This is a genomic window from Paenibacillus sp. NPDC058177 (genome assembly GCF_042883835.1).
Classification (GTDB): Bacteria; Bacillota; Bacilli; order Paenibacillales; family Paenibacillaceae; genus Paenibacillus_AQ; species Paenibacillus_AQ agri.
In genome coordinates this window covers 229016-254538 of the sequence record NZ_JBHVVB010000008.1, presented here as the reverse complement: position 1 = coordinate 254538, position 25523 = coordinate 229016, and the positions used below count along the sequence as shown (strand labels likewise).

The 25523-nt window shown below is 50.4% G+C and carries 22 protein-coding genes; 12 read left to right on the top strand and 10 right to left on the bottom strand.

What is annotated here, in order from left to right; translation table 11 throughout:
• Positions 1-10: 10 nt before the first annotated feature.
• From ACFVU8_RS25860 to ACFVU8_RS25835, 6 genes are all read left to right on the top strand, one after another.
• On the top strand, positions 11-931 hold the full coding sequence (locus ACFVU8_RS25860) for a polyprenyl synthetase family protein (RefSeq protein WP_379467339.1): 921 nt from the start codon (positions 11-13) through the stop codon (positions 929-931).
• A 126-nt stretch (positions 932-1057) separates the two neighbouring features.
• Positions 1058-1231: a competence pheromone ComX gene (gene comX / locus ACFVU8_RS25855; protein ID WP_175373822.1), complete on the top strand. Its 174-nt coding sequence runs from the start codon at positions 1058-1060 to the stop codon at positions 1229-1231.
• 34 nt (positions 1232-1265) lie between these two features.
• Positions 1266-3647: an ATP-binding protein gene (locus tag ACFVU8_RS25850; protein WP_387431148.1), complete on the top strand. Its 2382-nt coding sequence runs from the start codon at positions 1266-1268 to the stop codon at positions 3645-3647.
• Positions 3625-4284 carry a response regulator transcription factor gene (locus ACFVU8_RS25845; protein WP_387431145.1) on the top strand — a complete coding sequence of 220 codons (660 nt, stop codon included), beginning with the start codon at positions 3625-3627 and terminating at the stop codon, positions 4282-4284. Before ACFVU8_RS25850 ends, ACFVU8_RS25845 begins: the two co-directional genes overlap by 23 nt.
• A gap of 123 nt (positions 4285-4407) precedes the next feature.
• The gene (locus ACFVU8_RS25840) at positions 4408-4965 is read left to right on the top strand and encodes an SLOG family protein (protein ID WP_066377098.1); all 558 of its coding nucleotides are present in this window, start codon (positions 4408-4410) and stop codon (positions 4963-4965) included.
• A gap of 189 nt (positions 4966-5154) precedes the next feature.
• Positions 5155-6048 (top strand): DUF6612 family protein, encoded by an 894-nt coding sequence (locus ACFVU8_RS25835; protein ID WP_175373826.1) that lies wholly within the window; start codon positions 5155-5157, stop codon positions 6046-6048.
• An 86-nt stretch (positions 6049-6134) separates the two neighbouring features.
• Here the strand turns inward: ACFVU8_RS25835 and ACFVU8_RS25830 are convergent, their stop codons facing one another.
• The 4 genes from ACFVU8_RS25830 to ACFVU8_RS25815 all read right to left on the bottom strand — a co-directional run bounded on the left by ACFVU8_RS25830 (position 6135) and on the right by ACFVU8_RS25815 (position 9686).
• Positions 6135-6875 carry a hypothetical protein gene (locus tag ACFVU8_RS25830; protein WP_387431143.1) on the bottom strand — a complete coding sequence of 247 codons (741 nt, stop codon included), beginning with the start codon at positions 6873-6875 and terminating at the stop codon, positions 6135-6137.
• Positions 6876-7062: 187 nt separating this feature from the next.
• Complete coding sequence (locus tag ACFVU8_RS25825; RefSeq protein ID WP_387431141.1) at positions 7063-7557, bottom strand: hypothetical protein; 495 nt, start codon at positions 7555-7557, stop codon at positions 7063-7065.
• Between the two features lie 63 nt (positions 7558-7620).
• Positions 7621-9018, bottom strand: coding sequence for a sensor histidine kinase (locus tag ACFVU8_RS25820; protein ID WP_175373829.1), 1398 nt, complete (start codon positions 9016-9018; stop codon positions 7621-7623).
• Positions 9006-9686: a response regulator transcription factor gene (locus tag ACFVU8_RS25815; protein WP_175373830.1), complete on the bottom strand. Its 681-nt coding sequence runs from the start codon at positions 9684-9686 to the stop codon at positions 9006-9008. Before ACFVU8_RS25815 ends, ACFVU8_RS25820 begins: the two co-directional genes overlap by 13 nt.
• A gap of 142 nt (positions 9687-9828) precedes the next feature.
• Between ACFVU8_RS25815 and ACFVU8_RS25810 the strand changes: the two genes are divergently transcribed.
• The 4 genes from ACFVU8_RS25810 (at position 9829) to ACFVU8_RS25795 (ending at position 13196) form a co-directional block, all read left to right on the top strand.
• The gene (locus tag ACFVU8_RS25810; protein ID WP_175373831.1) at positions 9829-10551 is read left to right on the top strand and encodes a YceI family protein; all 723 of its coding nucleotides are present in this window, start codon (positions 9829-9831) and stop codon (positions 10549-10551) included.
• A 128-nt stretch (positions 10552-10679) separates the two neighbouring features.
• Complete coding sequence (mutT, locus tag ACFVU8_RS25805; RefSeq protein ID WP_175373832.1) at positions 10680-11066, top strand: 8-oxo-dGTP diphosphatase MutT; 387 nt, start codon at positions 10680-10682, stop codon at positions 11064-11066.
• An 80-nt stretch (positions 11067-11146) separates the two neighbouring features.
• On the top strand, positions 11147-12145 hold the full coding sequence (locus tag ACFVU8_RS25800) for a Gfo/Idh/MocA family protein (protein WP_387431139.1): 999 nt from the start codon (positions 11147-11149) through the stop codon (positions 12143-12145).
• Between the two features lie 124 nt (positions 12146-12269).
• Entirely contained in the window at positions 12270-13196 is a 927-nt protein-coding gene (locus tag ACFVU8_RS25795; RefSeq protein WP_387431137.1) for an ADP-ribosylglycohydrolase family protein, read from the top strand.
• 147 nt (positions 13197-13343) lie between these two features.
• Here ACFVU8_RS25795 and nrdF read toward each other — a convergent pair whose 3' ends face one another.
• The 6 genes from nrdF to ACFVU8_RS25765 form a co-directional block, all read right to left on the bottom strand.
• Positions 13344-14303: a class 1b ribonucleoside-diphosphate reductase subunit beta gene (nrdF, locus tag ACFVU8_RS25790; protein ID WP_175373835.1), complete on the bottom strand. Its 960-nt coding sequence runs from the start codon at positions 14301-14303 to the stop codon at positions 13344-13346.
• A gap of 38 nt (positions 14304-14341) precedes the next feature.
• Positions 14342-16426, bottom strand: a complete 2085-nt coding sequence (gene nrdE, locus ACFVU8_RS25785) for a class 1b ribonucleoside-diphosphate reductase subunit alpha (protein WP_387431135.1) — start codon at positions 16424-16426, stop codon at positions 14342-14344.
• Positions 16413-16772 carry a class Ib ribonucleoside-diphosphate reductase assembly flavoprotein NrdI gene (gene nrdI, locus ACFVU8_RS25780; protein ID WP_379467326.1) on the bottom strand — a complete coding sequence of 120 codons (360 nt, stop codon included), beginning with the start codon at positions 16770-16772 and terminating at the stop codon, positions 16413-16415. The genes nrdE and nrdI overlap by 14 nt, the downstream gene beginning before the upstream one ends.
• A gap of 425 nt (positions 16773-17197) precedes the next feature.
• Positions 17198-18979, bottom strand: coding sequence for a hypothetical protein (locus ACFVU8_RS25775; RefSeq protein WP_387431132.1), 1782 nt, complete (start codon positions 18977-18979; stop codon positions 17198-17200).
• A gap of 32 nt (positions 18980-19011) precedes the next feature.
• Entirely contained in the window at positions 19012-19938 is a 927-nt protein-coding gene (locus ACFVU8_RS25770) for a hypothetical protein (protein WP_387431130.1), read from the bottom strand.
• A complete protein-coding gene (locus tag ACFVU8_RS25765; protein WP_175373840.1) occupies positions 19931-20083 on the bottom strand; it encodes a hypothetical protein in 153 nt (50 codons plus the stop codon). Before ACFVU8_RS25765 ends, ACFVU8_RS25770 begins: the two co-directional genes overlap by 8 nt.
• 193 nt (positions 20084-20276) lie before the next feature.
• On the opposite strand from ACFVU8_RS25765, the gene ACFVU8_RS25760 reads away from it, so the two are divergent.
• Positions 20277-22097 (top strand): vWA domain-containing protein, encoded by a 1821-nt coding sequence (locus ACFVU8_RS25760; RefSeq protein ID WP_387431128.1) that lies wholly within the window; start codon positions 20277-20279, stop codon positions 22095-22097.
• A gap of 34 nt (positions 22098-22131) precedes the next feature.
• Positions 22132-25521, top strand: coding sequence for a tubulin-like doman-containing protein (locus ACFVU8_RS25755; protein ID WP_387431127.1), 3390 nt, complete (start codon positions 22132-22134; stop codon positions 25519-25521).
• The last annotated feature ends 2 nt before the right edge of the window (positions 25522-25523 follow it).

Here is a 25523-nt window from a genome sequence, read left to right as displayed (position 1 = left end):
GAGGAATATTGTGGAAGATGGCGCTATGAAGCTGGCAGAAGAGATGGAAGCCCAAGTACTCCGCAGTTTTGCCGAAGACTACCTGTACGAGGCAGCACTAGCCTCCGTAAAGGTAAAGGCGACGGAATCGTTAATGTGTGGGAGAATGACGCTGCTGCATTATCGGATGTTCGGCGGCGTTGGGGATGATATATACCGTGCAGCTGCTGCGGTGGAATTTATGATCCTGGCACTCGATATTATTGACGATATTCAGGACGATGACCACAAGGCTATGCCATGGAATGATTTGCCGAAGAATATTGCGTTAAATCTTGCGATCGCTTTCTTGACGCTCTCCCATGAGACGCTTCTACGCTGCCGTTTTCCCTCCGAACATATTCATAAAGCCGCAATGTACCTGAGCCGACAGGTGATAACAGCAACCAACGGCCAGACGCTGGATCTGCTGAACACGATCTCCACAGAGGAAGAGTACATCACCATGGTCAAGCAAAAATCGGCTGCACTTTTGGTTTGTGCCTGCATGATCGGCGTGATCCTGGCAACGGGCGATGTTTCCCCTCATGTAGAGGAATACGCAATGGAAATAGGCGTTTCGGCGCAGATCAAGAATGATTTCCGGGACCTTTTGAACTGGGATCATAAAAGTGACTTTCTTCAGCGTAAAAGAACACTTCCGCTCCTGTTCCTGCTCTCTTCGATCAACCAAGAGGACGAGCGTTGGGTGGCTGATTACTTCGAGGGCCGTCTGGAGCTCAGCGATATTCAGCACCGAAGTGAGGAGTTTGCGGTCATTGTGGAACGAACCGGAACATCCATGTACGCTTCCTTCCGGGAGCGGTCCTCCTATTATCATTTTCGCGAGATTCTCGATAGCATGGGACTGGAGTCCCCCTGGAAACAGGCGCTGATTGCTGCTGCGGAATAGCCCAGGCAATATACCGCAAAGAGGTTTGCGGGAAATACGGGACAGGTTGTCGTTTGAGGATAGAGTCAAACCTGATATATTGGGTTCAGAAAGTGAAGTCTACTATCCTATTAGGAGGAATTTAATATGTTGAAAGAGATGTTTCAGAATATCGTGAAGAACCCACAGGCGCAAGTTCAGTTCCAGAGTGGACAGCTTCAGCTGGCAGGTATGACTTCATGGGAGCGCAAGGCACTGATGGATATTATCCGGAACGAAAAGCCAGGAAATGTTATGCGCACCAACCGCTATTGGTACTAAGAAATAATAACTGCTGTGATGGAGGCTTGTACCCTTGCCCAGATTGCGCACCAAACTTAAATTAATAACTTTCTTGCTTCCATTGCTGCTGTTGGTACTCTATTTGAGCAATGTTGTACTGAACCAGCAGAAGATTGGAGTCAGTGTGCGCATAAGCGATCTTGGACAAGTTGTGGTGGCCGAGATTGACGGGGATAGTTGGGCCAACGGCCAGTTACAGCAGGGGGATATTCTCACCGCTATCAATGGAGAGGCAGCGGCTGATTACGAGCTTGTCCAGAAGTATAAAGTGATTGAACGGGCAGAGACGCTTGATGTGATCCGCAAGGGAAATGAGGGGGAAGCCGCAAGGCTTCACTTTATCGTAGAAGGCAGGATATCCAATTGGAGTCTGATCCTTCACCTTGTGTTTCCAAGTGTCTCTTTGCTGTTGTTTCTCGTCTTTTCTTTCCAGGTATATTACAGACAAAAGCATGATCGGGCAGCAAATATCCTAATATTGTTCTTTCTGAGCACTGGTCTGAGTTATTTCAGCTCCACGGCTTCCGGTCTGGTCGATCCGGTAGGCAGAATTACCTTGGGATGGAGCTTTTCCCTGCTGCCGGTTTTCTTCGCTCATTTCATGAGGGAGTATCTCGCACGCTATAAGGAGGATTTTATCTCTCTTATTTGCCTAAGAGTGCTATATTTCATGGCTTGTGTGGCGGGAAGCATTGTCACTCTAAGTGCTTTAACCGATTATTCTATGCTTTTAATGGAATCGAAGGTACTGCTGGTCTTCTTCAGCTCCACGAATGTATGGATTGTCTGCAAGCTGATCGCCAAATATTACAAACACCGTACAGGTGAGCTGCAGGTCCTGTTCAAGTTTACATTGACTGGACATGTGCTTGCTTTTTTACCGTTCTTGCTATTTTACAGCGTACCCGAGCTATGGGGAGTTCCAGTGGTGCCAGCCGAGATTTCGGCCGTGTTTTTATTCGCTATACCAGTAGTGTATTTCTATCTGTTTATGACGCGGCGTCTTTTTGATATTGATTTTGTACTGAACCGTTTTTTGTACTATACGGCAATTTCATTTATTCCAGCGGTGCTCATTATCGGGCTAATGGTTGGAATTTTGAAGCAATCACAGTATACCTGGCTGAAATGGGTACAGATTTTTCTGGTGGTCTATTTTATTCTGACGGTGTTCCTCTTTGCCAAGGAATTCATAGATTTCCGTTTACGGCGCAGCTTTCTGAAGGAGTCTTATAATTTTCAAGGCAGCATTGAACGGTTCTCCAAGCAGGTCTCTCGGGTCATGAAGATTTCCGATTTAGAACAGGTGCTGGTACGTGAGATTCGGGCGATTCTTCCGGTGAGGGAACTGGTCTTTCTGAAGCTTACTTATGACCAGGAGACAGGATATCATTCGCTTACGGGGACGGAGCGGCTTAAGCCGGAAATTGTTCGTAGTCTTCAGGAACGGGCTCTGCATCCAGCTGTGGGCGAACTGATTGCGTTGCCGCAAGGCGTAGGTCTTGTCATCGGCCATTACCGTATGACTCATGAGCTGCTGTGGATCGATGACAAAGACAATCATACGAGCCTCAATTTGGATGAGCGCACCTGGCTGCAGACGGTTGCGCATTACTGTGGAATTGTCTACGAGAATCTTTATCTGATAGAAGGTCTGATTGAGGATCTTGAGGCACAAATGAAGGATCAGCAGGATGTGCCGTCCTGGGTGCTGCGCCTGATCTTTACCCTTTCGGAGAATGAGCGGAGAAGGCTGGCCGCTGATCTGCATGATGCCGCGCTTCAGGATCAGCTGATTTGGTACCGTAAGCTGGAAGCACTTATGCTTGATTATCCCATGAAGGACGAACTATGGAAGCAGTTGGAGTTGATCAAGGAAGGGCTACTCGATGTGATTCATCAGATTCGCCAGACCTGTAATGAGCTGCGTCCACCGCTACTGAACGAGATGGGATTGATTGAAGCTCTGGAGCAGTTGTTCGCAGAGGAACGGCTTCGTTCGAATTATTCGATCTCATTGCAGACGAATATGACGTCGATCGAATTAAATGATTCACAGATTCTTGCGGTCTACCGGATTGTGCAGGAGCTTCTTCGCAACGCAGGCAAGCATGCCCAAGCCACCGATATCCAGATCGAGCTGGAGCAGAGGGGGGAGCAGGTGTTTTTTCATTACAAGGACAATGGACGCGGATTGGAATTGTCCAAACTGCAGGATTCCTTCAGGCATATGGGAATATCGGGGATCAAGGAACGGGTTCGCAGCTTGGACGGAGATGTTAGCTTTTTCTCGGAATTGAACAAGGGGTTTGAGGTTCGCCTAATGTTCCCACTGGTGCCGACATCGAGAAATGGGGAGGGAGGAGATTCAGATGATCACCATCTTGCTGGTTGACGATCATCCGTCTGTTTGCGAAGGAACCAAAAATATGATTGAGCAGGACCCTGACATGCAAGTTACGGTTTGTTACACCTCCGTTGAGGCGTTAGAACTGGTAAAAACCCAACAGTTTGATGTTATGCTATTCGACTTGAACATTCCCGTCATTAGCGGTCTTGAACTGACCAAACGGATGCTGCAGATCAATCCTGACTATTGTATTCTGATCTATACCGGCTACGAGCTTAGCCCGCATTTTAACCTGTTGGTGGAAGCCGGTGTTTCGGGCATGGTCAGCAAGACTGCAACGCGTGAACAACTACTAAGTGCTATCCGCTGTTCCCTCAGAGGTGAAGCGGTGATTCCGATTCCTCTCCTGCGGCAGCTTCGGCGCAATGAAGTGCGACTGTCGGCCTCCCGGGAGGACCGGCGTCTGGAGGAGGTCTCGATCAATGAACGGGAGCAGGAAATTCTCCAACAGGTGGCCGGAGGCAGCAGTAACAAGGAGATTGCCGGAAGGCTGCTGATGAGTCAGCGAACGGTGGAATATAATTTGACGCGTATCTTTGAGAAGCTGGGAGTCCGTTCACGATCGGAGGCGATTATGGAAGCCAAGCGGCTGGGGCTGATACATACAGGGGATTTCTTATAAGAGAGCACTCGTACCCTCCGTGAGGTGGATGCTGGTGCTTCTTTTTATGGGATGACCGTTGGTTTGGATTAGATAATGTATTATATAATGTTAAGAAAAGCAGCGGAGAGAAAGAGGCAAGGTATGAAAACATTGTTAGTGACAGGCTATCGTGCGCATGAACTCGGGATTTTTGACAACAAGCATCCAGGGATTCCTTATATCAAAAAAGCCCTCGCCGCCAGGCTGCTCCCTCTTGTGGAGGAAGGGCTGGAATGGGTAATCACGCCGGGTCAATATGGTGTCGATCTCTGGGCCTGTGAAGTGGTGCTGGAGTTGAAACGGCAGTATCCGAACCTGAAGCTAGGCATCATTACCGCCCATGCGGCACCGGAGGAGAAGTGGAAGGAAGATAAGCAGAATGAATACCGCCGCATCGTGGCTGGTGCGGATTATTACGGTGCGGTTAGTAACGCTCCCTATGACGGAAGTTGGCAGTTTCGTGCTAGAGATGATCTGCTGTTCCGCAAGAGTGATGGCATTCTTCTGTTCTATGATGAGGAGGCAGCGGAAGGCAGCCCGAAATTCATGAAGGAGAAGGCGCTTAAGCTTCATGCGGAGAGTGATTATGGGTTGTTGTTGATTCATGCGGATGAAATCCAGAATATTGCGGATGAAGAGGCCCGAAGCGACTATGAATAACAGAATATGTGATCAGTTACGTGTATGTTTCTGCCGAGTATATATTATGTGTAATTGGGAGTGAAACGCGAAAAAAATATTTTTTTGTTAGAAAATGTTCTTATCTGGGTAATAGCTAACATATAAATAGTTGGCATATGCTTCCATGAGCATTTGTCATATACAAAAACACTCAGGAGGATCATGAACTTGAAGAAATGGACTACTGTATTACTAGGGGCGATTTTAACTATTAGTCTTACCGCGTGTGGAAACAATGAGGGAGCCAAGAATACGGCGGGCGCATCTGACCCTGTCGCAACCACAGGATCGAATGAAGTGGCAACAAACGGGGATGCCAAATCGGGAACGCCGACGGTTGAAGAATTGATTCAAAAAACTACCGAAGCCAGCCAAAGTCTCCAGAGCTTCGCGATGGAATCAAAAATTGAGCAAAACATCAAAATGAAGCAGGGCGAAACTTCGCAGGATCAAAAAGTGAAGATGACGATGACATCTGAAATCATTAAAGAGCCTATGCAGATGCATCAGGAGATCCTGATGGACCTGGCGGGCCAGGGTGAGCAGAAGATCGAACAATATATTACGGCAGACGGGATCTATACCCATACTGGGGAAGAATGGATGAAACTGCCGTCCGAGATGACTGCCCAAATGACCGAAATGGTAAAGGAATCGGGTAGCCCGGAGAAACAGCTGGAGCAGTTTAAGTCTATTGCCAAGGATACCAAGATATCTGAAGAAGGAGATACCTATCTGCTAACGGCTGAAGTATCCGGCGATAACGTGAAGGAACTGGCTAAAAGCTATCTGGACCAGGCGAGTAACGGGGATCCGCAAATGACAGCACTGATGGAGCAAATGAACATCAAGAGCATGAAGATTTCGTATGCTGTCGACAAGAAAAGTTACCTGCCTACTAAAACAAATGTAGATATGGTAATGGATATGGAAGCATCCGGCCAGAATATAAGCCTCGACATGAAAATGACCGGGGACCTTTCAAAGCATAATGAGATCAAAGAAATCAAGGTTCCAGACGAAGCGAAGAACGCACAAGAGGTGCAAATACCGGCAGCCTAGTAATCGTTACGCTAGAAAAAAACAGCAAGTCTCCAGAGGATTGGAGGCTTGCTGTTTTGTATTGTGGCAGCTTGTTGCCTGTCTTCTTAGAAACCAAATGGCGACAAGCCCCCGAAGAAGCCTCCGATCGCTCCGGCAATGACAGATGCGATCAGCTTATAGAAGATGTAAGCCGTAATACTATTGGCAATCACTAGCGTGAAGAGGGTGTCGATCGGCCCGGCGGATGTCCTGATAGGATATTGGAAGATGACCGCGTTCAATGCAACAAAGATGAAGAGATACGATAAGAACAGCAAATACATAGAGAATGTAGTCAGACTCAGTGCAAGAAAAATAATAGCAAGCAGTAGAGTGGCTACCGCTGGGATTAGTAGTGTGCCGAACCGTGCTAACAGCAGCTTTGGGTCAAAGCTCACTTTTTCTAGCCGCAGGATCACGTAGCCGGCTCCATACGCAATAGCAAGCCCCAATACAGTCAGCAGTAGCGGCTTCAAAAAGCCGGGGCCAATGGCTGGCGTGATGCTCCATTTTAAGAACCAAGTCAGAAAATAAAGTGAGGATAGAACCGCAACCAGCGACAGCGTAATGAGGGCATGCTGCAATTGTGCTGACCCTACGGATAACATGGTACGGTAAGGACGGGCCAGGGTGCTGGCAAAAAAGCTGTAGTATTGTTTGCTCGCTTGCCTGGCTTGTTGAACACGTTCATCCTGAAGCAGTGTGTTCCATTGCTCGGTAACCGAGCTCTGCTTCTGGGATGGTTCCTGATCTGGTCTCTGGCCTTCGGGATTATTGAACGGTGCTCCACCTTCCGGATTATTCATGGATGCTCCTCCTTCTTGAACTGGAAATTCGACTATTTCGTTAAGTATATGATGATCTGCCTGATTATTTCATGTTGAATATTCAGTTATACGCAAGCCATCCTTCAGTAAAAAAGCCTGCGAGCTCTAACAGCATAAAGCTGTGGGCTTGCAGGCTTTTTCCTAAAGGGATCGCTGTCGAACAGGTTTATCCGTTCGACGGAGCAAATCCTTCTTCTACCAAGTACTCTTCCGCTTCATCCACCGTTTCAAAGGCCATTTCCAAGTTGAGATCCGCATAGAGATACCACAAATCATCTTCCAGTCTCAGTGTAAGGGTATGACCTTCATCGTTCACCCAACGGGTCTCTTCGCCCGAAGGAGCTTTCTTCTTGCGCTTGTTGACCAATGGAGCTTCCGGCTTGCTGATGGACAAAGAGGCGATCGAGGCATCTAGCAGGGTGCGCAGTTCGTCCTCCGAGAAGTCGCGGATGTTAACCAGGCCCTTGTTGTCCGTCTCATATCCGCGCAGCAGTCCTCCATAGACAAAGCCATTACCGTTCGGATGCAAGTGATAGGCCACTGTTTTCTTCTCATGCCGGCTTTCTTCGTAATGATAATTCACGCGCCCGAGCGATACATTGTTGCGCTGGAGCTGCGGGTAGGAATCAAGAATATCCAATTTCTGTTCAAATGTCAGCATCTATAAGCCTCCGGTTTCATTGTGCAAGTGATTATACCATGACTGGCCTGTAGCAGACTACTTCTAACGCCCGAGCGGCAGTTCTAGCAGGAAGGTACTGCCTTGCTCCGAGCTCTCCAGCAGGTCTAGACTACCGCCCATGGACTCGGCCAACAGGCGGCTGAAGGTGAGGCCGAGACCTAGTCCGCGGACGATGCTGTTCTTCTCCCGGCTGCGGACAAAGGCTTCGAACACCTGGGATTGCATGTCAGGCGCGATACCCGTACCATTGTCCGTCACGATGATTCGGGCGGTGCCCTCCGGCTGCTCCCTTAGCTCCAGGGTCAGCTGAAGCTTCCGACCGGTCTCCCCGGCTTGTACGCTATTGTTCAGCAGATTCACAATAATCTGCTGGATGCGTAGCGGGTCTCCCAGCAAGTACAAGGGATGAGCCGGTAATATCAACATCGGCTCACAGACCTCTTCCGCTTGCGTCAGCTTCCATTGATACACAACCTCGGAGAGCAGGGGACTGGCCGCAATCCGGTTATGGCGAATCGGAATGATGCCGGCAGTCATCGCATTATAATCTAGCAGATCTTCGACCATACGTTGCAGCTTGTCAGCCTCCAATAGGGCAATATCCAGAAATTCCTCGGCTTCCTCGTTCTCAACGACACCTTCTCTTACCGCATGAATAAGCCCCTTGAAGGAAGTGACCGGGGTCTTCAGTTCATGGGAGACCCCGGCCAGCATAAAAGCCCGGGACTCCTCAAACTGTTGAAGCTTGCCAGCCATGTTCTGGAACGACACGATCAACTCGTTGATTTCCCGCTCCTTGGCACTCTTCTGAAGCTTGATATTGTATTCTCCACCGCTGATCTGGACTGCGGCGGCAGCAACGGTCTGGACCGGCTTGGCCAGCTTACGGGACAGGAGGTAGATGGTCAGCCAGCTTAGGATGATCAGGAACACTTGAAGCAGTCCGAAGAAGAGGACCTCATTTCGTGGAATATACTTGAGTGACCGCACCGACTGCAGGACAAATACTTTGCCCAGCACACCCTCTGAACCGATAATCGGTGCTGAGGCCGCCTTGTATTCCGGGCTCCGGGCATTGCTCAGACTCTCATTAAGCTCCAGGCGCATGCGTTCCTCGCTCATCGCCGGATTGGAGAATAGCAGTTGACCATCTTGATCTAGGATAATGATACACATATCCGTATTCAGCTTGAAGAACTGCTTTCGATTATTAAACAAATCCCTGAGCCGAGGGGAAATGTCGATGGAGTCATCCTTGGCACTAAGGTCGGCAAATTCCTGTGCGAGCAGTGCAATGGTCTGCATTCGATTCTCCATAGCCTCCTGCCGAATCCACCAGAACGTGGCAGCTGTGGTGATCAGCAGGCCAATGCTGATAATCAGCAGATAACGGATGGTCCAATAGTGCAGGATTGAGGTACCTTTATTCAGTTTGTCCATAGCTGATACCCCGTACCACGCAAGGTGCGGATTTCCCCTTCGCTGGCAGGCCAGTGCGACAGGGCCTGTCTGACCCGCTTGATCGACAGATCCACGGCGCGGTCGCTTCCGTCATAATCCATTTCCCACACATGCTCTAGCAGTTGGTCCCTGGTGCAGATTTGATTCGGCCGTTCGGCGAGGAATAGCAGTACAGACATGTCGCGGGGACTGAGACTGACCTCAGCTCCGTTAAGGAAGACGCTTCGGGCGCTATAGTCAATGAACAGACTGCCAAAATGCCGTTTGCGGCTGCCATCGGACCACTGGGAAGGACGGCGCAGCACAGCCTTGACTCTGGCTACGACCTCCTCGGGAATAAACGGTTTGGACATATAGTCATCCGCTCCGCCGTTCAACCCGGCGAGCCGGTCCTTAATGCCGCCCCTGGCCGTTAGCATAATGACAGGGCAGCTGCTTTTGGCGCGGATATGGGTCAGTAGCTCGAAGCCATCCATGTTTGGCATCATCACATCCAAGAGAATCAGAGATGGGGGATTTAGGGTAAAGGACTCCAGCGCCGTGCGTCCATCGGACGCCCGGGTGACGCTGAAGCCTGCTTTTCGCAAATAAGCGCTGAGAACACGAGAGATGGCCTCTTCGTCCTCTACAATCAGAATGGACTGCATGATCACAGAGCCTCCTTCTAAAAAGTACACCAATCTTATCATAATCGTGCTGGCGCTGCTTTGACTTCTTCCCGACATATTCCTTTGTTAGAATGAGGACTGGCCTTATAGATACAAGGAATTTGGGATGGAGGGAAGTATAATGAAGAAGAAATCGTTACTGATTCTTGTGGGCGTTGTTATTGTCGCCGGAAGTATTACAGGGTACACCCTGCTGAACAAGTCCCTGGGCAATAAGATCGCAATCGAGTCAGTTATCCCGGCTACAGGGCAAAACAACTCTAATAGCGGATCGGGAACCGCGGAAGCAGCGCAGGGACAAGCCCCAGGGGCGGCAGTTACAGCAGAGCAATTAAACGGCGAATGGAAGATTGCCGACACATCAAAGGTATACTGGTCGGTGACTACTTCACAGGAAACCGTTAATTTTGTGGATAAGAAGGTACAGGGCAGTTGGAACGTGAATCTGGATGACAACACAGCTATGACTGGACAGGGCACTGTGGATATGAATGCCTTGGATTCCGGCAACGCGCAGCGAGACGAGCATGTTAAATCCGGGGATTTCCTGTCGGTTGCAGAGCATCCAGAGTCTACTTTTACAGTGAAGTCATTCTCGAAGCTTCCGGCTGAATGGAGTGAGGGCAAGCCTGTCCCGGTTGAGATGAAGGGAACCCTTACGGTAAAAGGAATTGAAAAAGACGTTACCTTCCAGACACAGGCCGTATACAGCAAAGGACAGCTTCTGTTGTCGGGAACAACTACAGTTACTTTTGGCGATTTCGGCCTAAGTAATCCGCATACCATTGTGCTGAGTACTGAAAATAATCTGGACGTGCGTTTGGAGCTTGTACTGAACAAATAACATAAGACGTATAAACAAAGGACGTTTTCCGGCCCGCGCGGCATTGGAAAGAGTCCTTTATTTGCGCGCAATGGTATACTCTCTTTAGAGAGCTGATGCGTATCTGGGAATTCAGGGAGGGTTAAGCCGTGATCGAAGTTGCAGCGGCCATTATTTATGATGAGACAGGAAAGATACTGATAGCTAGAAGGCGTGAGGGCAAGTCACAAGGGGGACTGTGGGAATTCCCCGGCGGTAAGCTGGAGGCAGGCGAAAGTGTACAGGATTGTCTAATCCGTGAGCTGCAGGAAGAAATGGGGATCGAAATCCGTCCCTATGCTGCCTTTGGGGTGAATGAGCACAGCTATGGGAGCGTACATCTTACATTAATTGCTTGGAAGGCGAAGTATGTGAATGGTACGATCACCTTAACGGATCATGATGAGTACCGCTGGGTTCAGCCAGGAGAACTGGGGGTATATACTTTTGCGGCGGCAGATATCCCGTTTGTGGAACGGCTTATGCGCAACGACTGATGGAGATCTTTTTTACTTAGGAACAACGGTTTGATAGAATCATAGGTATCTAGGAAAAAGACATCAAAGGAGAGACGCCAATGTCTAACGATAACGCTTACACGATAAAATGGGGAATTATCAGCACCGGCTCAATCGCCAGCCAATTTGTCTCGGATCTCATACACGCTAGTAACGGTGTCGCTCATGCCGTAGGATCGCGTAGCCAGGAAAGCGCCGATGAGTTTGCCCAAAAGCACGGCATTCCGCATGCCTACGCTACCTATGAGGAATTGGTTAACGATCCAGCGGTGGATGCTGTGTATATCGGTACTCCGCATCCGTTCCATAAGGACAATGCGCTGCTGGCACTGCGTGCAGGTAAGGCGGTACTCTGCGAGAAGCCGTTTACTGTGAATAGCGCAGAGCTGGAAGAGCTAATCTCCTATGCCCGGGAGCAGAAGCTGTTTCTTATGGAGGCGATGTGGAGCCGTTTCCTTCCGGTTCATGCCAAGATTCGGGAGTGGATTGCAGAAGGGAGAATCGGTGAAGTACGTCTGGTTAAAGGCGATCTGGGCTTCCGTGCCGACTGGAATCCATCCAGCCGCCTGCTGGATCCCAAGCTTGGCGGGGGTGGGCTACTCGATGTCGGCATCTATCCGATTTCCCTGGCCTCGATGATCTTCGGGCCGCATCCTGAACATATTCAAAGCACCGTCCATATCGGTGAGACAGGCGTGGATGAACATTTCTCGCTGCTGCTCTCCTATGGGGACGGCAAAGCGGCGTCCATAAACGGGGGCGTCCGATTGAAAATGCTGGAACAGGCCTATATCTTCGGCACAGAAGGCTATATTGTCATTCCCGACACATTGGTCAATCCGAGATCTGTCGAGCTGTATATCAATGATGTACAGGTGGAGACATTCAAGGACGAGCGTGTCTCCCACGGTTATGCCTTTGAGGCCGAGGAAGTCGGACGCTGCCTGGCGGAGGGGCTGACGGAAAGCCCGATCCTGCCGCTAGAAGAGTCGCTGGCGATTATAAAACTGCTGGATGATATCCGCGCCCAGTGGGGCCTCAAATATCCGGGCGAATAATCAAGCGGGAGCGTAATCTTAAACATCCCTTGGGGCAGCGATTTGTGTCGCCTCCGAGGGGTGTTGTTGTATATAGCCCATAAAAAATAATAGATCATCATAAGATTGCACAAGGAGGGGGAGCATGATAGATAAAATGGACCGTTATCTAGGTTGCCTGACTGGCTTGGCGGTGGGAGATGCGCTGGGAACAACAGTGGAGTTCAAACCGCCGGGAAGCTTCGAGCCGATGAAGGATATGGTCGGCGGCGGGGTTTTTAAACTAAAGGCGGGTCAGTGGACCGATGACACCTCGATGGCTCTCTGTCTGGCAGAGAGCTTGCTAGAGAAGGGCGGCTTTGATCCTAGAGATCAGATGGATCGATACGTAAGATGGTTCCGGGAAGGGCATCTCAGCAGCACGGGTGAATGCTTCGATATTGGCAATGCCACGCGTGCGGCATTGCTTCATTATGAGGCCACAGGCGAGGCCTTTAGTGGCTCGGTGGATCCTTCATCAGCCGGAAACGGACCAATCATGCGGCTGGCCCCGGCTGTGATGTACTACGCAGAGCGGCCGGAGGAAGCAATATCGTATGCAGCGATCAGCGCAAGAACGACACACCAGGCCCAAGCCTGTCTGCATGCGTGCCGCCTGATGGCTGCCATCCTTGCGGGGGCGCTCAGTGGGTGGAGCAAGCAGGAGATGCTAGCTCCTGAAGCATACCGGGATTGGCTGGAGGAGGGTTCATTGGCACCCGCAATAGAGGAAATCCTGCAAGGCTCATACCAAACCAAGGAACCGCCGTCTATCGAAGGATCCGGGTATGTGGTGAAATCGCTGGAAGCAGCCTTGTGGGCCTTCCATCGCTCCACAAGCTTCGCGGAAGGTGCACTGCTCGCAGTGAATTTGGGCGATGATGCTGACACTACCGGCGCCGTCTATGGACAGATTGCCGGAGCTTACTATGGGCTCTCCGGCATTCCTGCAGCGTGGCGGGACAAGCTCGCCATGCATGAGGTCATCACGGACTATGCCGAAAGGCTGTACCGCGAGCGTGCCTGGACATAGGCGTGGAGGCCGAGCGAATCGGCGGCGATCTAGCAGCTGCGGGCGACCATAGCACTCGCATTCAAGTAATACTTCATCTGCCACGCACAACAAAACAGCCAGACCCCTTACGGGGCCTGGCTGTTTATGTTTAATCAGGATTATAACTTAAAACAGGAAGTCTTCGTCTTTCAAAGGCTCAACGTTCATCGCACGAACGTAGCCGTTGCCTTTTTTGGAGAAGAAATCATGCTGCTTCGTATGGGTACTGATCCCATTTTGGACAATCGGGTTGATCTCTTCTTCGTCGAAAAGCGGATCATGTCCGAGATTCATCATCGCCTTGTTGGCATTGTAGCGCAAGAAGGTCTTTACCTCATCTACAAGCCCGATGGAGGCGTAAATCTCTTCGGTGTATTTTTCCTCATTCGCATGAAGGAATCGTACCAAACCTACAAGGGTTTGGTGTAGATCACGTTGCTCGTCTTCCTCCAGCTCCTCGTAAATCTCCTGGGCCAGCACGCCAACGTATACGCCGTGAATGCTCTCGTCGCGCAGGATCAGGTCGATGATTTCGCCGCTGCAGGTCATTTTGCCTTGACCAGCCAGATAAAGCGGATAGAAGAAGCCGCTATAGAACAGGTAGCTCTCCAGCAGCACGGAGGCCGCCATGGCGAGGTACAAGTCTTTTTTCGATTCGATAGCCTTGTAATATTGGGAGATGGTCTCTGCCTTGGTCTGGAGGCGGGGATTCTCTTCCACCCAGCGGAAGACGGAATCAATCTCTTCAGTGCTCGCCAGGGTTGTGAAAATGCTGCTGTACGACTTGGCGTGAATCTGCTCCATCATCCCCATGAAGCCCAGCACCGCTTTGCGTTGCAGGCCGTCCACATGCTCCATAATCTGCGGCATACCCACGCCGCCCTGTACGGTATCGAGCAGGGTCAGACCGCCGAGTACCTTCATGTAGGCATCCTTTTCCAGCTCGCTGAGAGTCAGCCAGGACATTTTATCATCGGATAGCGGAATTTCGTCATCGGTCCAGAATTGCATAATATTCTGATTCCAGAACATCAGGGTGAAATCATCGTCCGGTCGGTTCCAGTTTACGGCTTGGATAGCGCTCATATCTTGTAATCTCCTTTTCTGTTCAAAAAAGCCTACGGTTACACCGAGCAAGTGATACATTCCTCGACAGACAGCTTCTTGGTCCGGGTGTAATACAGCGACTTCAGCCCTTTGTGCGCCGCATAGAGATAGCACCGGGCCAACTCGCGGGTGGTAACATCGCTGTTCACGTGCAGGACAGTGGAAATCCCTTGGTCAATATGGGGCTGGATCTCGGCAATCAGGTCAATGACCTTGAACTGGTCCATCTGATAGGCGGATTTATAATAGAAGACATTGTCAGGCTGCAAATAGGGCATCGGATAGTACGTAGTGGAGTTGGCATAGGTCCGGGTCTCAATTTGCTCCACAATCGGCATCACACTGGAAGTAGCGTTCTGGATATAAGAAATACTGGCCGTTGGCGCGATCGCCAGACGGTAAGCATGGTACAGTCCGTTTTTGACGACAGAATCACGTAGTTGCGCCCAATCCTCTTGGGTAGGGATATAGATATCCTTGAATAGTTCCTGCACCTTAAGTGTCACCGGACGATAATCCGTAGTCAGATAGCGTTCGAAGTAGACGCCTGTGGCATAATCCGATTCTGCGAAGCCATGGAAGGTCTCACCGGTCTGGGCGGCAATCTCCATGCTCTTCTCCAGCGAGTGGAAGTTCATGGTCATGAAGAAGGTGCGGGCGAAATCCCGGGCCTGTTCACTCTCATAAGCAATCTTGTTCTTGGCAAAATAACCATGCAGGTTCATAACGCCCAGTCCGACGGAGTGCATCTCTTTGTTCGCCTTCGTCACACCTGGGGCATTGGAGACGGTGGTCATATCGCTGACAGCTGTCAGTGCCAGCATACCCTCATGAACGGATTCACGGATTTTGCCATGCTCCATAACGTTGACGATGTTGAGGGAAGCCAGGTTACAGCTGATGTCCCGGCGGATGGTGTCTGCCTGACCGTAATCAGTGATTTCCGAAGTCTCTTGTAATTGGAAAATCTCTGTGCAGAGATTCGACATCTTCACTTGGCCGATATTTTTCAGCGCATGTGCCTTGTTGGCATTGCTCTTGTTCATAATATATGGGTAGCCTGATTCCAACTGAATCATGGCGATCTTGGTCAGCATCTCACGTGCGCCCATCGCGACTTTCTTTTTAACGCGCGGGTCAGCAAGCAGTTTGTCGTACATTTCGTCCAAATCCATATCGTCCAGATGGGTGCCGTAGGCTTGGAACACACTATATGGTGCGAACACATGCAGCGGCTCATTATCCTGGGCCAGCTTATAGAAGCGGTTTGGCACGATCAGCCCGATGGACAGCGTTTTTAGGCGCAGTTTTTCGTCGGCATTGATTTTTTTGGAATCCAGGAACTCTAGTACATCCCAGCCAAAAATATTATAGTAAGCCGCTCCGGAGCCTTTACGCTGCCCCATCTGGTCGGCATAGGAGAATCCATCTTCCATGAGCTTCAGCACAGGCACGATACCTTTGGCCGCATCTTCCACGCCTTTGATCGTCTCGCCGCGCGAGCGCAGCTTCGAGAGGTTAACCGCCACCCCGCCGCCGATTTTAGAGAGCTGCATGCATGTATTCAGTACATAGTTGATCGAATTCAGAGAGTCATCCATTTCCAGCAGGAAGCAGGAGACCATCTCGCCCCGGCGGCTCTTGCCTGCGTTCAGGAAGGTTGGCGTAGCTGGTTGAAGACGTTGCTCCATCATCGAGCGGACCAGCACACGAGCGGTATCGGCATTGCCGCGGCCCAGATGCAGAGCCACCACGGCCACACGATCCGGGTAGTGCTCCAGGTATTGCTTCCGGTCATTGGTCTTCACCGCGTAGTCTGTATAGAACTTGGAAGCCGCCATGTAGGAAGGGAACTGGAAGCCATATTCATGTGCGATCCGGTAAACATCCTCAATCTCTGAAGCAGCGTAGCGTTCGTACAGGTTCTCATAGTAGTCATTCTCTATCATATAATCCACTTTGGATTTAGTGTCTGCAAAAGTAAGGCTGCGTCGCTCCACTTCTCCCATAAATTCCACAACCGCCTCGCGGTCCTTATCTAATTGGAAGAATCCTTCTTCGTCTCTCTTCAAAAGCATGTTGTTCAGCTCAATATGCCGCAACTCGGTTCACCTCCTGTTTAATCCGTTCTACATCGCCAAAAGTTCCCGACAACTCGAACTTGCCAATTACCGGCACATTGTACCGCTCTGCAATCAAATCTGCGCTATTCGCGAACAGTTGACCCCAGTTTTTGTTGCCGCTGGCGGCGATTCCTTTCAGACTTGTATGGTTGTTCTCCAAAAAAGAAGACACCTTCTCTGGAATTTGTCCAAATCCGGTGGTGTATGTAACAAGTACATAAGGCTCGTCTATCGTCATATGCTCTTCGATCTGTACGGCCGGAAGCTTCAGCTTGTTAATGAACCGTTTGACGTTGCCTGTTTTGGAATCATAAGCGATCAGCATGGTTGTTCCTCCTTAGTGGAAGCGATTGTTCCAGCTTATTAAAATTAGATTTTGGGATAAACCGCGCCCTGATAGGGTTTACCCTGTATATAAACCGTTTTCTTCGGAATAACACTATATTTAGAGACGCTTAATCATTTTAACACTAGATATGGAGAAGTCAATAGATCTCAAGGGGTAGGGAGAACGCGCAAATCACGAGATTTCATACTAGAAAAAGAGCTGAATTGAGAAGAATATTAGCGGGAGGGCAGGTGGAATAAGGGATTTGGAACAGATCCAGAATACGCAACTGCGAGAGCACTTCAGGGTAAAAAAAAAATTAAAATGATCCTTGTCTCTTTTGTGAATGTTGGAAAAGGTGCTGGCAGTAAACACCCCCCCTGAATGGCATTCAGGAGGGTGTCTGTACTGACTTGATTCGCTTAGTTCACTATACTCAAACTCCCGGCAGAAGTTACCACAAATACGGGGACGCTCTCCTCACCAGTTTCGGTCTGCAGTATACCGTAGTCGTTCTGGAACTGACCGCTTAGCAGCATGGGGCCTGTTATGGACCCTTGATAGCCCTGAAGCAGGATGTAGCGGCCATCGGCATAAGCGACAGCACTCCCTGAATTGTCGAGATAGATTTCACAGCTTATCGATACATTCTGCAAAGGATGAAGCTCCAGCTCCGACGCCTGAATTGGCGGGTAAGCCTGTACGATTTCGGAGAATTGGTAAGTTTCCCCCGATTTGCGATAAATGGCTGTCTGCCCCGCATTACCCTCTCCGGCACCAGCACCAACATTATGCACAAGGATGGAACCATCTGGCTGAAGTTCGTAGCTATCCCCGCTAAAGGAGAACAGTTGTGATATTCCTTGCATCTGAAGCGCATAACCTGTAAAAAGTGTCCTGCCGTTGTCATCTGTGCTATCGGCTTCAGCAACAACTACAGGTTCTCCGGTGGCTGCCTCAAGAGTCTCGTCAAAGAAGACCCGGTGCAGGGAGGGGAACCCGGGAATAACGCCCATGGAGAAAGATGATACAGCGTTATCCTTGTTCATTACGGCATAATGAAGGGACCCGCTGCTGTCAGTTGCCGCAACATAGACCTTGGCGCCGTACTTTCCTTTACCGGAAATCACATTATTGTAGCGCCCCTGCTCCCCGCCTCCGGGGAGCAACCGTACAGGATCAGCTATATTCCAGGCGAGGCGGACCGCTGCAATGTCCTCGGAATGGTCTTTTAATGGATATAGCTCGGTGTAGAGCTTGATTGCGTCCTCGTATGCTCCGTTTTTGGCTTTGCTCGCGGCACTTTTGAGCAGTTTGGCATTTTGAGCATCTATGTACTTCAGCACTTGGGTTGCCTTGAAGCCTGCGCTGCTTGCGAACTTGCGATAGGCGGCAGCATGTTCTGCGAAGGCGGATATGTTCTTGCCCTCCAGATCTTTCTTCAGGATGATACGTCCGCTGCTTTCCACTTGTTCCTTGAGCCAGGGCGCCGCATACTTATGGCTCTCGTACGCCTTATGCATGGACAAGGTGCTTTCGAGCAAGGGACCGAAGCTTCCGGCAGCGGCCAAGGCCTTTAACTGACCTGTATCGTGGCTGCGGAACGCAGCATTCAATTGCTCCTGCTTAGCAGATGAACCGCCAAAGAAAGCATCTGGTATCCGCAGCAGTTTCCATTTCACATCATCCCCGCCGTCGTTTCCGTTAGCGTTTTGGGCAAGGGTGTCCAAAAACTGCTTTTTGAAATGCTGAAAGAAGGTCGTCCATTCCTCTGAAAGGCCCGACGCGGCAGACAACTTGCGGTAATAGGCTTCGTAAGGGCCTCCGGGCTTCATATACTGGGCTTTCAGCTGGACAAGATCATCATAGCTCTTCATGAATCCTTCGAAGTCACCTGACAGGGCCTGCGAGCTGGCGTACCGGGCAACGTTGTCCAGACCCGCACGGATGGCTGTGATCGGGGCCAGTTTCTCCAATTGTGTTGCTATCTCTTCTTCTTTGTATGAAAAGGAGTGATTTTCCCTCGCCTCGCGGTACTTTTCTTCTGCGCCGATAAGGTCGCCTGCCGCATGCAGACGACTGCCTTCCTGCACCACATTCACCTTGTCAGACATGCGCTGGGCCTTCTGTCCCAGCAGTAAAACCATTAATATACACAAAATGATCATAAAATTTCGCAGGGATATTACTTCTTTGATCGTCATATATTATAGCCTCTTTTTTGCCATACGATGGTTTATTGAAATTCAGGGTCCCAACGGTACTTGAATTCACGAATTTCGGCTACAGTTTGGTCAAGCCCGTTCCATGGCTCATAAGGGTTGGCCTCGATCAGCCGGGCTAATCGTAAGAAGCGGTCCTTGGGCAGCTCATGCACGTATCTGCCGATGAAACGGGAGTGCAGCAGCGCATAACGTTTCATGCGAACGGCCGCCCCGGCCACGCCGGTCAGGATAGCGATCCCTCTATCCATTTGCCGGATCTGGGTCTCATAGGCTTGAACATAACGCAGTGTGCGGTCCTTGATCAGATCCCGGCGCACCTTGGCAATCTCTCCTATGTATTCGGCCAGCAGTGGCTCGAACTCTCTCAGCAGAAGCTGTTCCATTTCGAGATCCATATCCTTACGGAGCTGAAAGCCGTGCAGGAGGGCGACCCGTTGCCGGGCTACCCGGTCGCCACGCAGGAGAATGGCAATCTCGCGCAGCTTCTCATAGGCCAGCACATCATTTTCGCGAAGGACAGACACCGCTTCCTGGCGGTTAAGCTCCAGCCCCTCCTTGATGATTCCGATGTTGTAGGCCAGCAGATGCTCCAGAGCGCGCAAGTTTTCGTTCTGCCTGACTTTTCGCTGCGTATAGTAGAGAAGCCCGGTCAGCAGGAGTCCGCCTGCACCACACAGGGCCATTTGCAGCGTGCTGTCGCCAAAATAAACCGAAACCAGGGTAAGCAGTAAGACTAGCAGTAGCCGGGTGTGCATTTTGCGCCCTGCACGGGCGCTGGCATAGTTCTCCACCGAAACAAGTGAGGCTTTGCCGCATTTCGTGCAGCGCTCTTCGTTAAGAGCGGTATAGCGCCCACAGCGCCTGCAGATGCGAAGCTTGTCGAAGGAATAGCGGGGCGCCTTGAAGGGCCGGAACGTGACAGGCTTCTTCTTACTCATGACCCTTGTCACCTCCATTTAAGGTGGCAAGCAGCATCTCGTCCATATCATCCCGGGTTAGCGGGTTTCGCTGGCGAGAGGCATAGATAGCAATGTGAATTACGACATATAGGAACGCAACTCCAAGAATAACGTATGAAATCATGTGACTTTTCCTTTCTTCTGGAAGATAGTGCAGCGAAAAAAGTGAATTATAGCGTTCCTTCTTAACAGTTCATCAGTCCTAAAAGTTGAAGTTTACAAGGTTTAATTATATCATAATGGCATACTATTTACAGATTTTAGCTTTTTGGCTGATTTCCATATTTGCCTACTATAACACAAGAGGAGCCATCTTTATGCTTCATAATGACCACCGTAGAAAAACATCGAAGATTGTCTTTTGGCGCCTTATTCCGGCGCTGCTGCTGACCCTGTGTATCGCGGTTGCCCCGCTAGGTGCAGGGCTGGCTCATGCCGCAACCCCGGCGCCATCTCATATTGATGCCGTGCTGCTAATTGATGTCAGCAACTCCATGAACAAGAGTGACAAGAACAAGATTGCCAACGAAGCAATGAAGATGTTCATAGATATGCTGTCCGCGCAAGGGGATAAGGTCGGGATTGTAGCCTACACCGATAAAGTGCAGCGGGAAAAGGCACTGCTGCAGATCAATTCGGCGACCGACAAGCAGGATCTGAAGGACTTCATTGACGGGCTGGACCGCGGCGCGTATACGGATATTGCCGTAGGCGTGAAGGAGGCAGTAAAAGTGCTGCAGAATGGCAGCGATCCTTCCCATGAACCGCTCATCGTCATGCTCGCCGACGGTAACAACGATTTTAACAAAGCTACTGGACGGACTCAGAGCCAATCGGATCAGGAGCTGAATACAGCACTGGATGAGGCCAAGAAGAGCGGCTATCCCATTTATACCATTGGTCTGAATGCGGATGGCAAGCTGAACAAGCAATCTCTGGCTGACCTGTCCACGAAGACAGGAGGTAAGGCATTCTCTACAGATTCGGCAGATGATCTGCCGCAGATCCTCAGCGAAATTTTTGCCAGCCATCTTAAGCTCAAGATTGTACCGGTGCAGTCGATTACGGGGAACGGCAGCTTTCAGGAGGTGACGGTGAACGTCCCGAACGCCAGCGTGCTGGAGGCCAATATTTCCATTATGTCTTCACAGCCTGTAACTGCGAAGCTGAAGGACCCAACCGGGAAAGAAGTAGCTATACCTTCAGGCGATGTTCTGCTCTCGAAGTCGAAGACTTACAGCCTGATTAAGCTGTTGTCTCCGCAGCAGGGCGATTGGAGGCTCCAGATCAAAGGGGTGCCCAAGGATAAAATTGATATTAATCTCGTTTTCAACTATGACCTGGAACTTAAAATAGATGCGCTGCCTTCCGCATCCTATAAAAAAGGCGACAAGATCGATATTGCTTCCCACGTATTCAGCAACGGTACTCAGGTAACGCTCAGCAATTTGTATCAAAATATGAAGGCCGTTCTGCTGGCCAAGGACCTGGATACGGGCACTACTGAAGAAATCCCGCTGGATAACACCGGGGATGTCTTCAAAGGGACGTTTGAGGTGAAGGAGAGCCATGATTACGAGCTGAAGGTGCGTGCGGAGGAAAGAAGCTTTTACCGTGAGAGTGATCCTGTGACAGTCAGCGCCAAGAAAAGCACTGCTGGAACTGGCGGCGCTACAGCGGCCCCGGAGAGCAGTAACCCGCTCGCCGACAAGCCGAAATCTATGACTCTGTATTATATCATTGGCGGAATTGTGCTCCTGCTGGCGGCTGGAGTAGCCCTGTGGCTGCTGCGGAAGCAGGCGACACGCGGCTTTACCGGCCAGATCGTCATCGAGGTGCGGGACGAGAATACCGGAGAGAAGACGTATCCGCAGTATAAGAAGCTGGCTGCGTTCAGAGGCAAGTTCAACTTGCATCAACTGCTGCAGTTAGCACCTGAGCTTAAGGAAAGTGAGAAGCTCGTCTTCACTCCGGGCAAGAACGACAGACTGCTGCTCCGCAGCGGCGAAGGCATCACCGTGGAGAGATCCGGACGCGCCGCTGATGCGTCGCGTGGTCTGGAACTGAAAAGTGGTGACCGCGTTTCGGTATCACTGCATAGCGTGGACAAAACAATTTTACTGGAATACCTGGTGTAACCAGATTCTTTAGTACAGTTCAGGAGGAACGCTTATGAAACCGGTAGTACGAGAGCATATTCAGCAACTGGATGTATCGCTTGGCGGGGGAATTGTCAGCGATAAGATCAGAGTCGATACGATTGATAACCCTATACTCATTATCGGGCTGGGGGGCACGGGCATTGACGCCCTCCTCCGCCTGAAATACCAGATCAACCGCCGTTTCAAACTGCCAGAAGACCCGTTGTCCAAGAAGAAGCGGGACAAGCCGGATAATGTAGAGTTTTTAGCTTTTGAAACCAACGAACAAGATCGTAATAAAAAATATAAAGGCATTGGGCTCGATTCGCAGAATGAATTCGTGCTCTTGGCCAATGCCGAAATCGGGGGACTGCTGCAGAACCGCAGTATTCTGGACCCGTATATCACGGATTGGCTGTCACCTGAGCTGAGCATTACGGACGGTATGAACGGTGCTGCCGGCGTGCGTCAGGCGGGACGGCTGCTCTTGTTCACCAAGATTAACCAAGTGGTCGGTGCCATTGACAAGAAGATCAAGACACTGTCTGTAGGCACCAACAAGAAGCTGATGGTGTTTCTGCTGACAGGATTGTCGGGCGGAACGGGCAGCGGTGCTTTCCTGGATATCGCTTATATCGTGCGCGGAATTATTGAGCGCGACTTTGGCTCTGCGGGAATTGACCGGGTGAACACGCTTGGTTATCTGTTTACACCAGACGTGAATCTTTCGAACAAGAGCCTGAGCGAACATACCCGTGAATATATCCGCAAGAACGGATATGCGGCGCTGAAGGAACTGGATTACTGGATGAATGTGGACAGCCGGGGCGAAAGATTCCGTCAGCAGTACGGCAATATTTTGACCGTGAATTCGCCATTGCCTCCATTTAATCTGTGTCATCTCATCTCTGCGACCAATACCGAGGGCAAATTGCTGGAGAATGCTTATGATTACTGCATGAATGTCACGGCGGAGAATATCACGAACTTTATGGCCAGTGAAGAGAAGCAGTCCGGTGAAGAATTCGCTATTCATGACTATATTAGTAACATCCGCACCAATATTGCCCAGATGAACAAGGCTTATCCGGCCAACTATGAATACAATATTATTGGGGCTTCCTCTGCTGTGCTGCCGATCGAGGAAATGACGACCTATCTGGCTTACCGTCTGTTCGACAAAATGGAGAAAATGTTCGAGCAAGCACCGGGTCAGGAAGAGGTAGAGAAGTTCGCCCGCAAGCTGGGCATCGATCTCGATAGCATGGTCAAGACCTTTGAATCCCGTGTGCCTGAGCCGCTGCCGGGCTTCGAGAACAGCGAACGGCTGAGCCATGCCAATGTCATCAAGAACCAGGTCGTCAGCATGGATACGGAGCTGGAGCAGAACTTCCTGTCACGTGCGCGTGAGGAGTACATCAAGGCGAGAAAGCAGCTTCCGGGTGAAATTGTCGGCCGGTTTGGTGAGGAGCTGGAGCGGATTTTCCTCCATCCAGAGCAAGGACCATTCTATGTTTCGCGGCTGCTTTATACCGAAAAAGGCTTTTGTATCCTGAAGTCGATTCAGTCTTATATTGAGACGCTGCGTGAAAGTCTGCTGCGCCTGCCGCGTGATATTGAGACGGCGCAGGACAGTGCGGACGAGAAGCTGGGGGATGCCCGGAGCGCCTTTGTCTCCAAGGAGAAGAAGAAGAACGCTTATATTGAAGCGAAGATCAATGAGTACTGGCTGCATGCTGACGTAGAGCGTACCGAGCGAATGATTGAATTTTATGAGGATCTGTACGAGCTGCTGAACGAAGAGAACAGCCGGATTTATGGTGTGTTCACTGAGATTCTTAGCGCGCTCAGCTCGATTTTTGCCAAGAATGGGGACATCCTCATTAACGGTGAAGAGCAATCTGATCATAAAGGTAACAAAACTTATTATTGGAATATCGTCAATGTACCGGATATTTCCGCGACCATCTCCAAAATTATGGACCAGAAGGATGGCGACGATCTGATCCGTGACTTCACCCGGGAAATGCTCAAGCATTCGGGGCGCTGGGTCAGAGAGCAGGAGATTGATGTTGTTCGTTCCATTTCTGATTTCCTAAGTGATAAGTTCGGCGATTTGATCACCCGCTCAATGGAAGATTTCCTCGTGATGAAATACGGTCATGAGGAGCCGCTCGACAAATTCGTGGAGCGTATCATCGCTGGCAAGCTGGACGAGGAGGCCGTGCCGACTTTCCATCTTAGCAACAGTTCAGGCAATCTTCATTTTCCATCCTGGGGCTTCGTCTCGGTTCCGGTCAAAGCGCCGGGCATCCTGAAAGGTATTCGCAATTATCAGAATAATGCGCTGGGTAAATCGCACTTTACGATCAAGGAGAGCGAAGTCAAGAACCGTATCTTCTGGCTGAACACACGCAACGGGGTGCCGCTCTTCGTGTATACACCGCTGCGCGTATTTGAGGAGAACTATGAGCGGACCATTCTGGACAAGGAAGGCATTGGCCGTCATTTGGTGATGACAGACAAGAACAACTGGACTTATCTGCCGTCGCCAATTCCGGAAAAATCATGGGGCGACACCTATGTTAACGCCCGTGTTCGTGATTACAATGCCCGCGTTCGTGCCGATTTCGACAAGGCACTGGCGTCAGGTGTAATTGTCGAGAAGGGAACGGATGAAAACACAAGCAGCCGCTATTCGGTCATCTTCACGAAGCCGTTTGATATTGAAACCTTCTTGAAAGGCTTTGATTTGCAGCTGCAAGCGCCGCGCCCGAATCTTGGCGAGGTGAAGAAGGCTGCAGATGAGCTGCGCTTGCTGCGGGAGAAGGGGCTGGAACGCGAGCTAGTCAAGGATATCTTTGGCAGTGTCAACCAGGATTTGGCGAAGGAGAATCTGATTCGCACACCACAGCTGATTACCCGTGTTCGTGAAGAATTGGCGAAGGTTGCTGAGCTGGAGGCTAAGGCCGCAGAGCTGGATGCACTGCTGCATCAATATCTGGATGAAGAGAAGTGGATGGACCAGTTCCTTGAAGCTCTATATACAGACAGCATTATCAAGAAAGGTGCGCTGTACGTCTATGATCGTGATGAAGAAGAAGATGCCTGGGAGCCATTCGCCAATCTGATGAAGGAACGCAGTTATGTGGAGTATGCGGTGTATCGTCATTTCCGCAGCCTGGACGAGAAGAGCCGCAGTGTACTGCTGCGCAAGGCAGCGCGCCGTGCGGGTGAGATGACTGCAGCCGAAGATGTATCTCCGCTGCTGTATAAGCTGGAAGGTCTGTATGTCTCCTTCCTGGAGGCTCGCGACAGCTTGGAGTATGAGCGGGTAGAGCATGCCAATGGCGACGAAATGTACGGATTCTACAAGAGCATGACCGGCAAGCTTGGCAGTATCCGCAGAAAGCTGAAATAATC

Coding starts and splice junctions, on each gene's coding strand:
- ACFVU8_RS25815 (WP_175373830.1), bottom strand. CDS start 9,686: ATGCAGTCCATTCTGATTGTAGAGGACGAAGAGGCCATCTCTCGTGTT.
- nrdF (WP_175373835.1), bottom strand. CDS start 14,303: ATGAGCGCTATCCAAGCCGTAAACTGGAACCGACCGGACGATGATTTC.
- ACFVU8_RS25840 (WP_066377098.1), top strand. CDS start 4,408: ATGAAAACATTGTTAGTGACAGGCTATCGTGCGCATGAACTCGGGATT.
- ACFVU8_RS25825 (WP_387431141.1), bottom strand. CDS start 7,557: ATGCTGACATTTGAACAGAAATTGGATATTCTTGATTCCTACCCGCAG.
- ACFVU8_RS25795 (WP_387431137.1), top strand. CDS start 12,270: ATGATAGATAAAATGGACCGTTATCTAGGTTGCCTGACTGGCTTGGCG.
- ACFVU8_RS25830 (WP_387431143.1), bottom strand. CDS start 6,875: ATGAATAATCCGGAAGGTGGAGCACCGTTCAATAATCCCGAAGGCCAG.
- ACFVU8_RS25770 (WP_387431130.1), bottom strand. CDS start 19,938: ATGAGTAAGAAGAAGCCTGTCACGTTCCGGCCCTTCAAGGCGCCCCGC.
- ACFVU8_RS25845 (WP_387431145.1), top strand. CDS start 3,625: ATGATCACCATCTTGCTGGTTGACGATCATCCGTCTGTTTGCGAAGGA.
- nrdI (WP_379467326.1), bottom strand. CDS start 16,772: ATGCTGATCGCTTATGATTCCAAAACAGGCAACGTCAAACGGTTCATT.
- ACFVU8_RS25810 (WP_175373831.1), top strand. CDS start 9,829: ATGAAGAAGAAATCGTTACTGATTCTTGTGGGCGTTGTTATTGTCGCC.
- ACFVU8_RS25800 (WP_387431139.1), top strand. CDS start 11,147: ATGTCTAACGATAACGCTTACACGATAAAATGGGGAATTATCAGCACC.
- ACFVU8_RS25760 (WP_387431128.1), top strand. CDS start 20,277: ATGCTTCATAATGACCACCGTAGAAAAACATCGAAGATTGTCTTTTGG.
- ACFVU8_RS25820 (WP_175373829.1), bottom strand. CDS start 9,018: ATGGACAAACTGAATAAAGGTACCTCAATCCTGCACTATTGGACCATC.
- ACFVU8_RS25775 (WP_387431132.1), bottom strand. CDS start 18,979: ATGACGATCAAAGAAGTAATATCCCTGCGAAATTTTATGATCATTTTG.
- comX (WP_175373822.1), top strand. CDS start 1,058: ATGTTGAAAGAGATGTTTCAGAATATCGTGAAGAACCCACAGGCGCAA.
- ACFVU8_RS25765 (WP_175373840.1), bottom strand. CDS start 20,083: ATGATTTCATACGTTATTCTTGGAGTTGCGTTCCTATATGTCGTAATT.
- ACFVU8_RS25755 (WP_387431127.1), top strand. CDS start 22,132: ATGAAACCGGTAGTACGAGAGCATATTCAGCAACTGGATGTATCGCTT.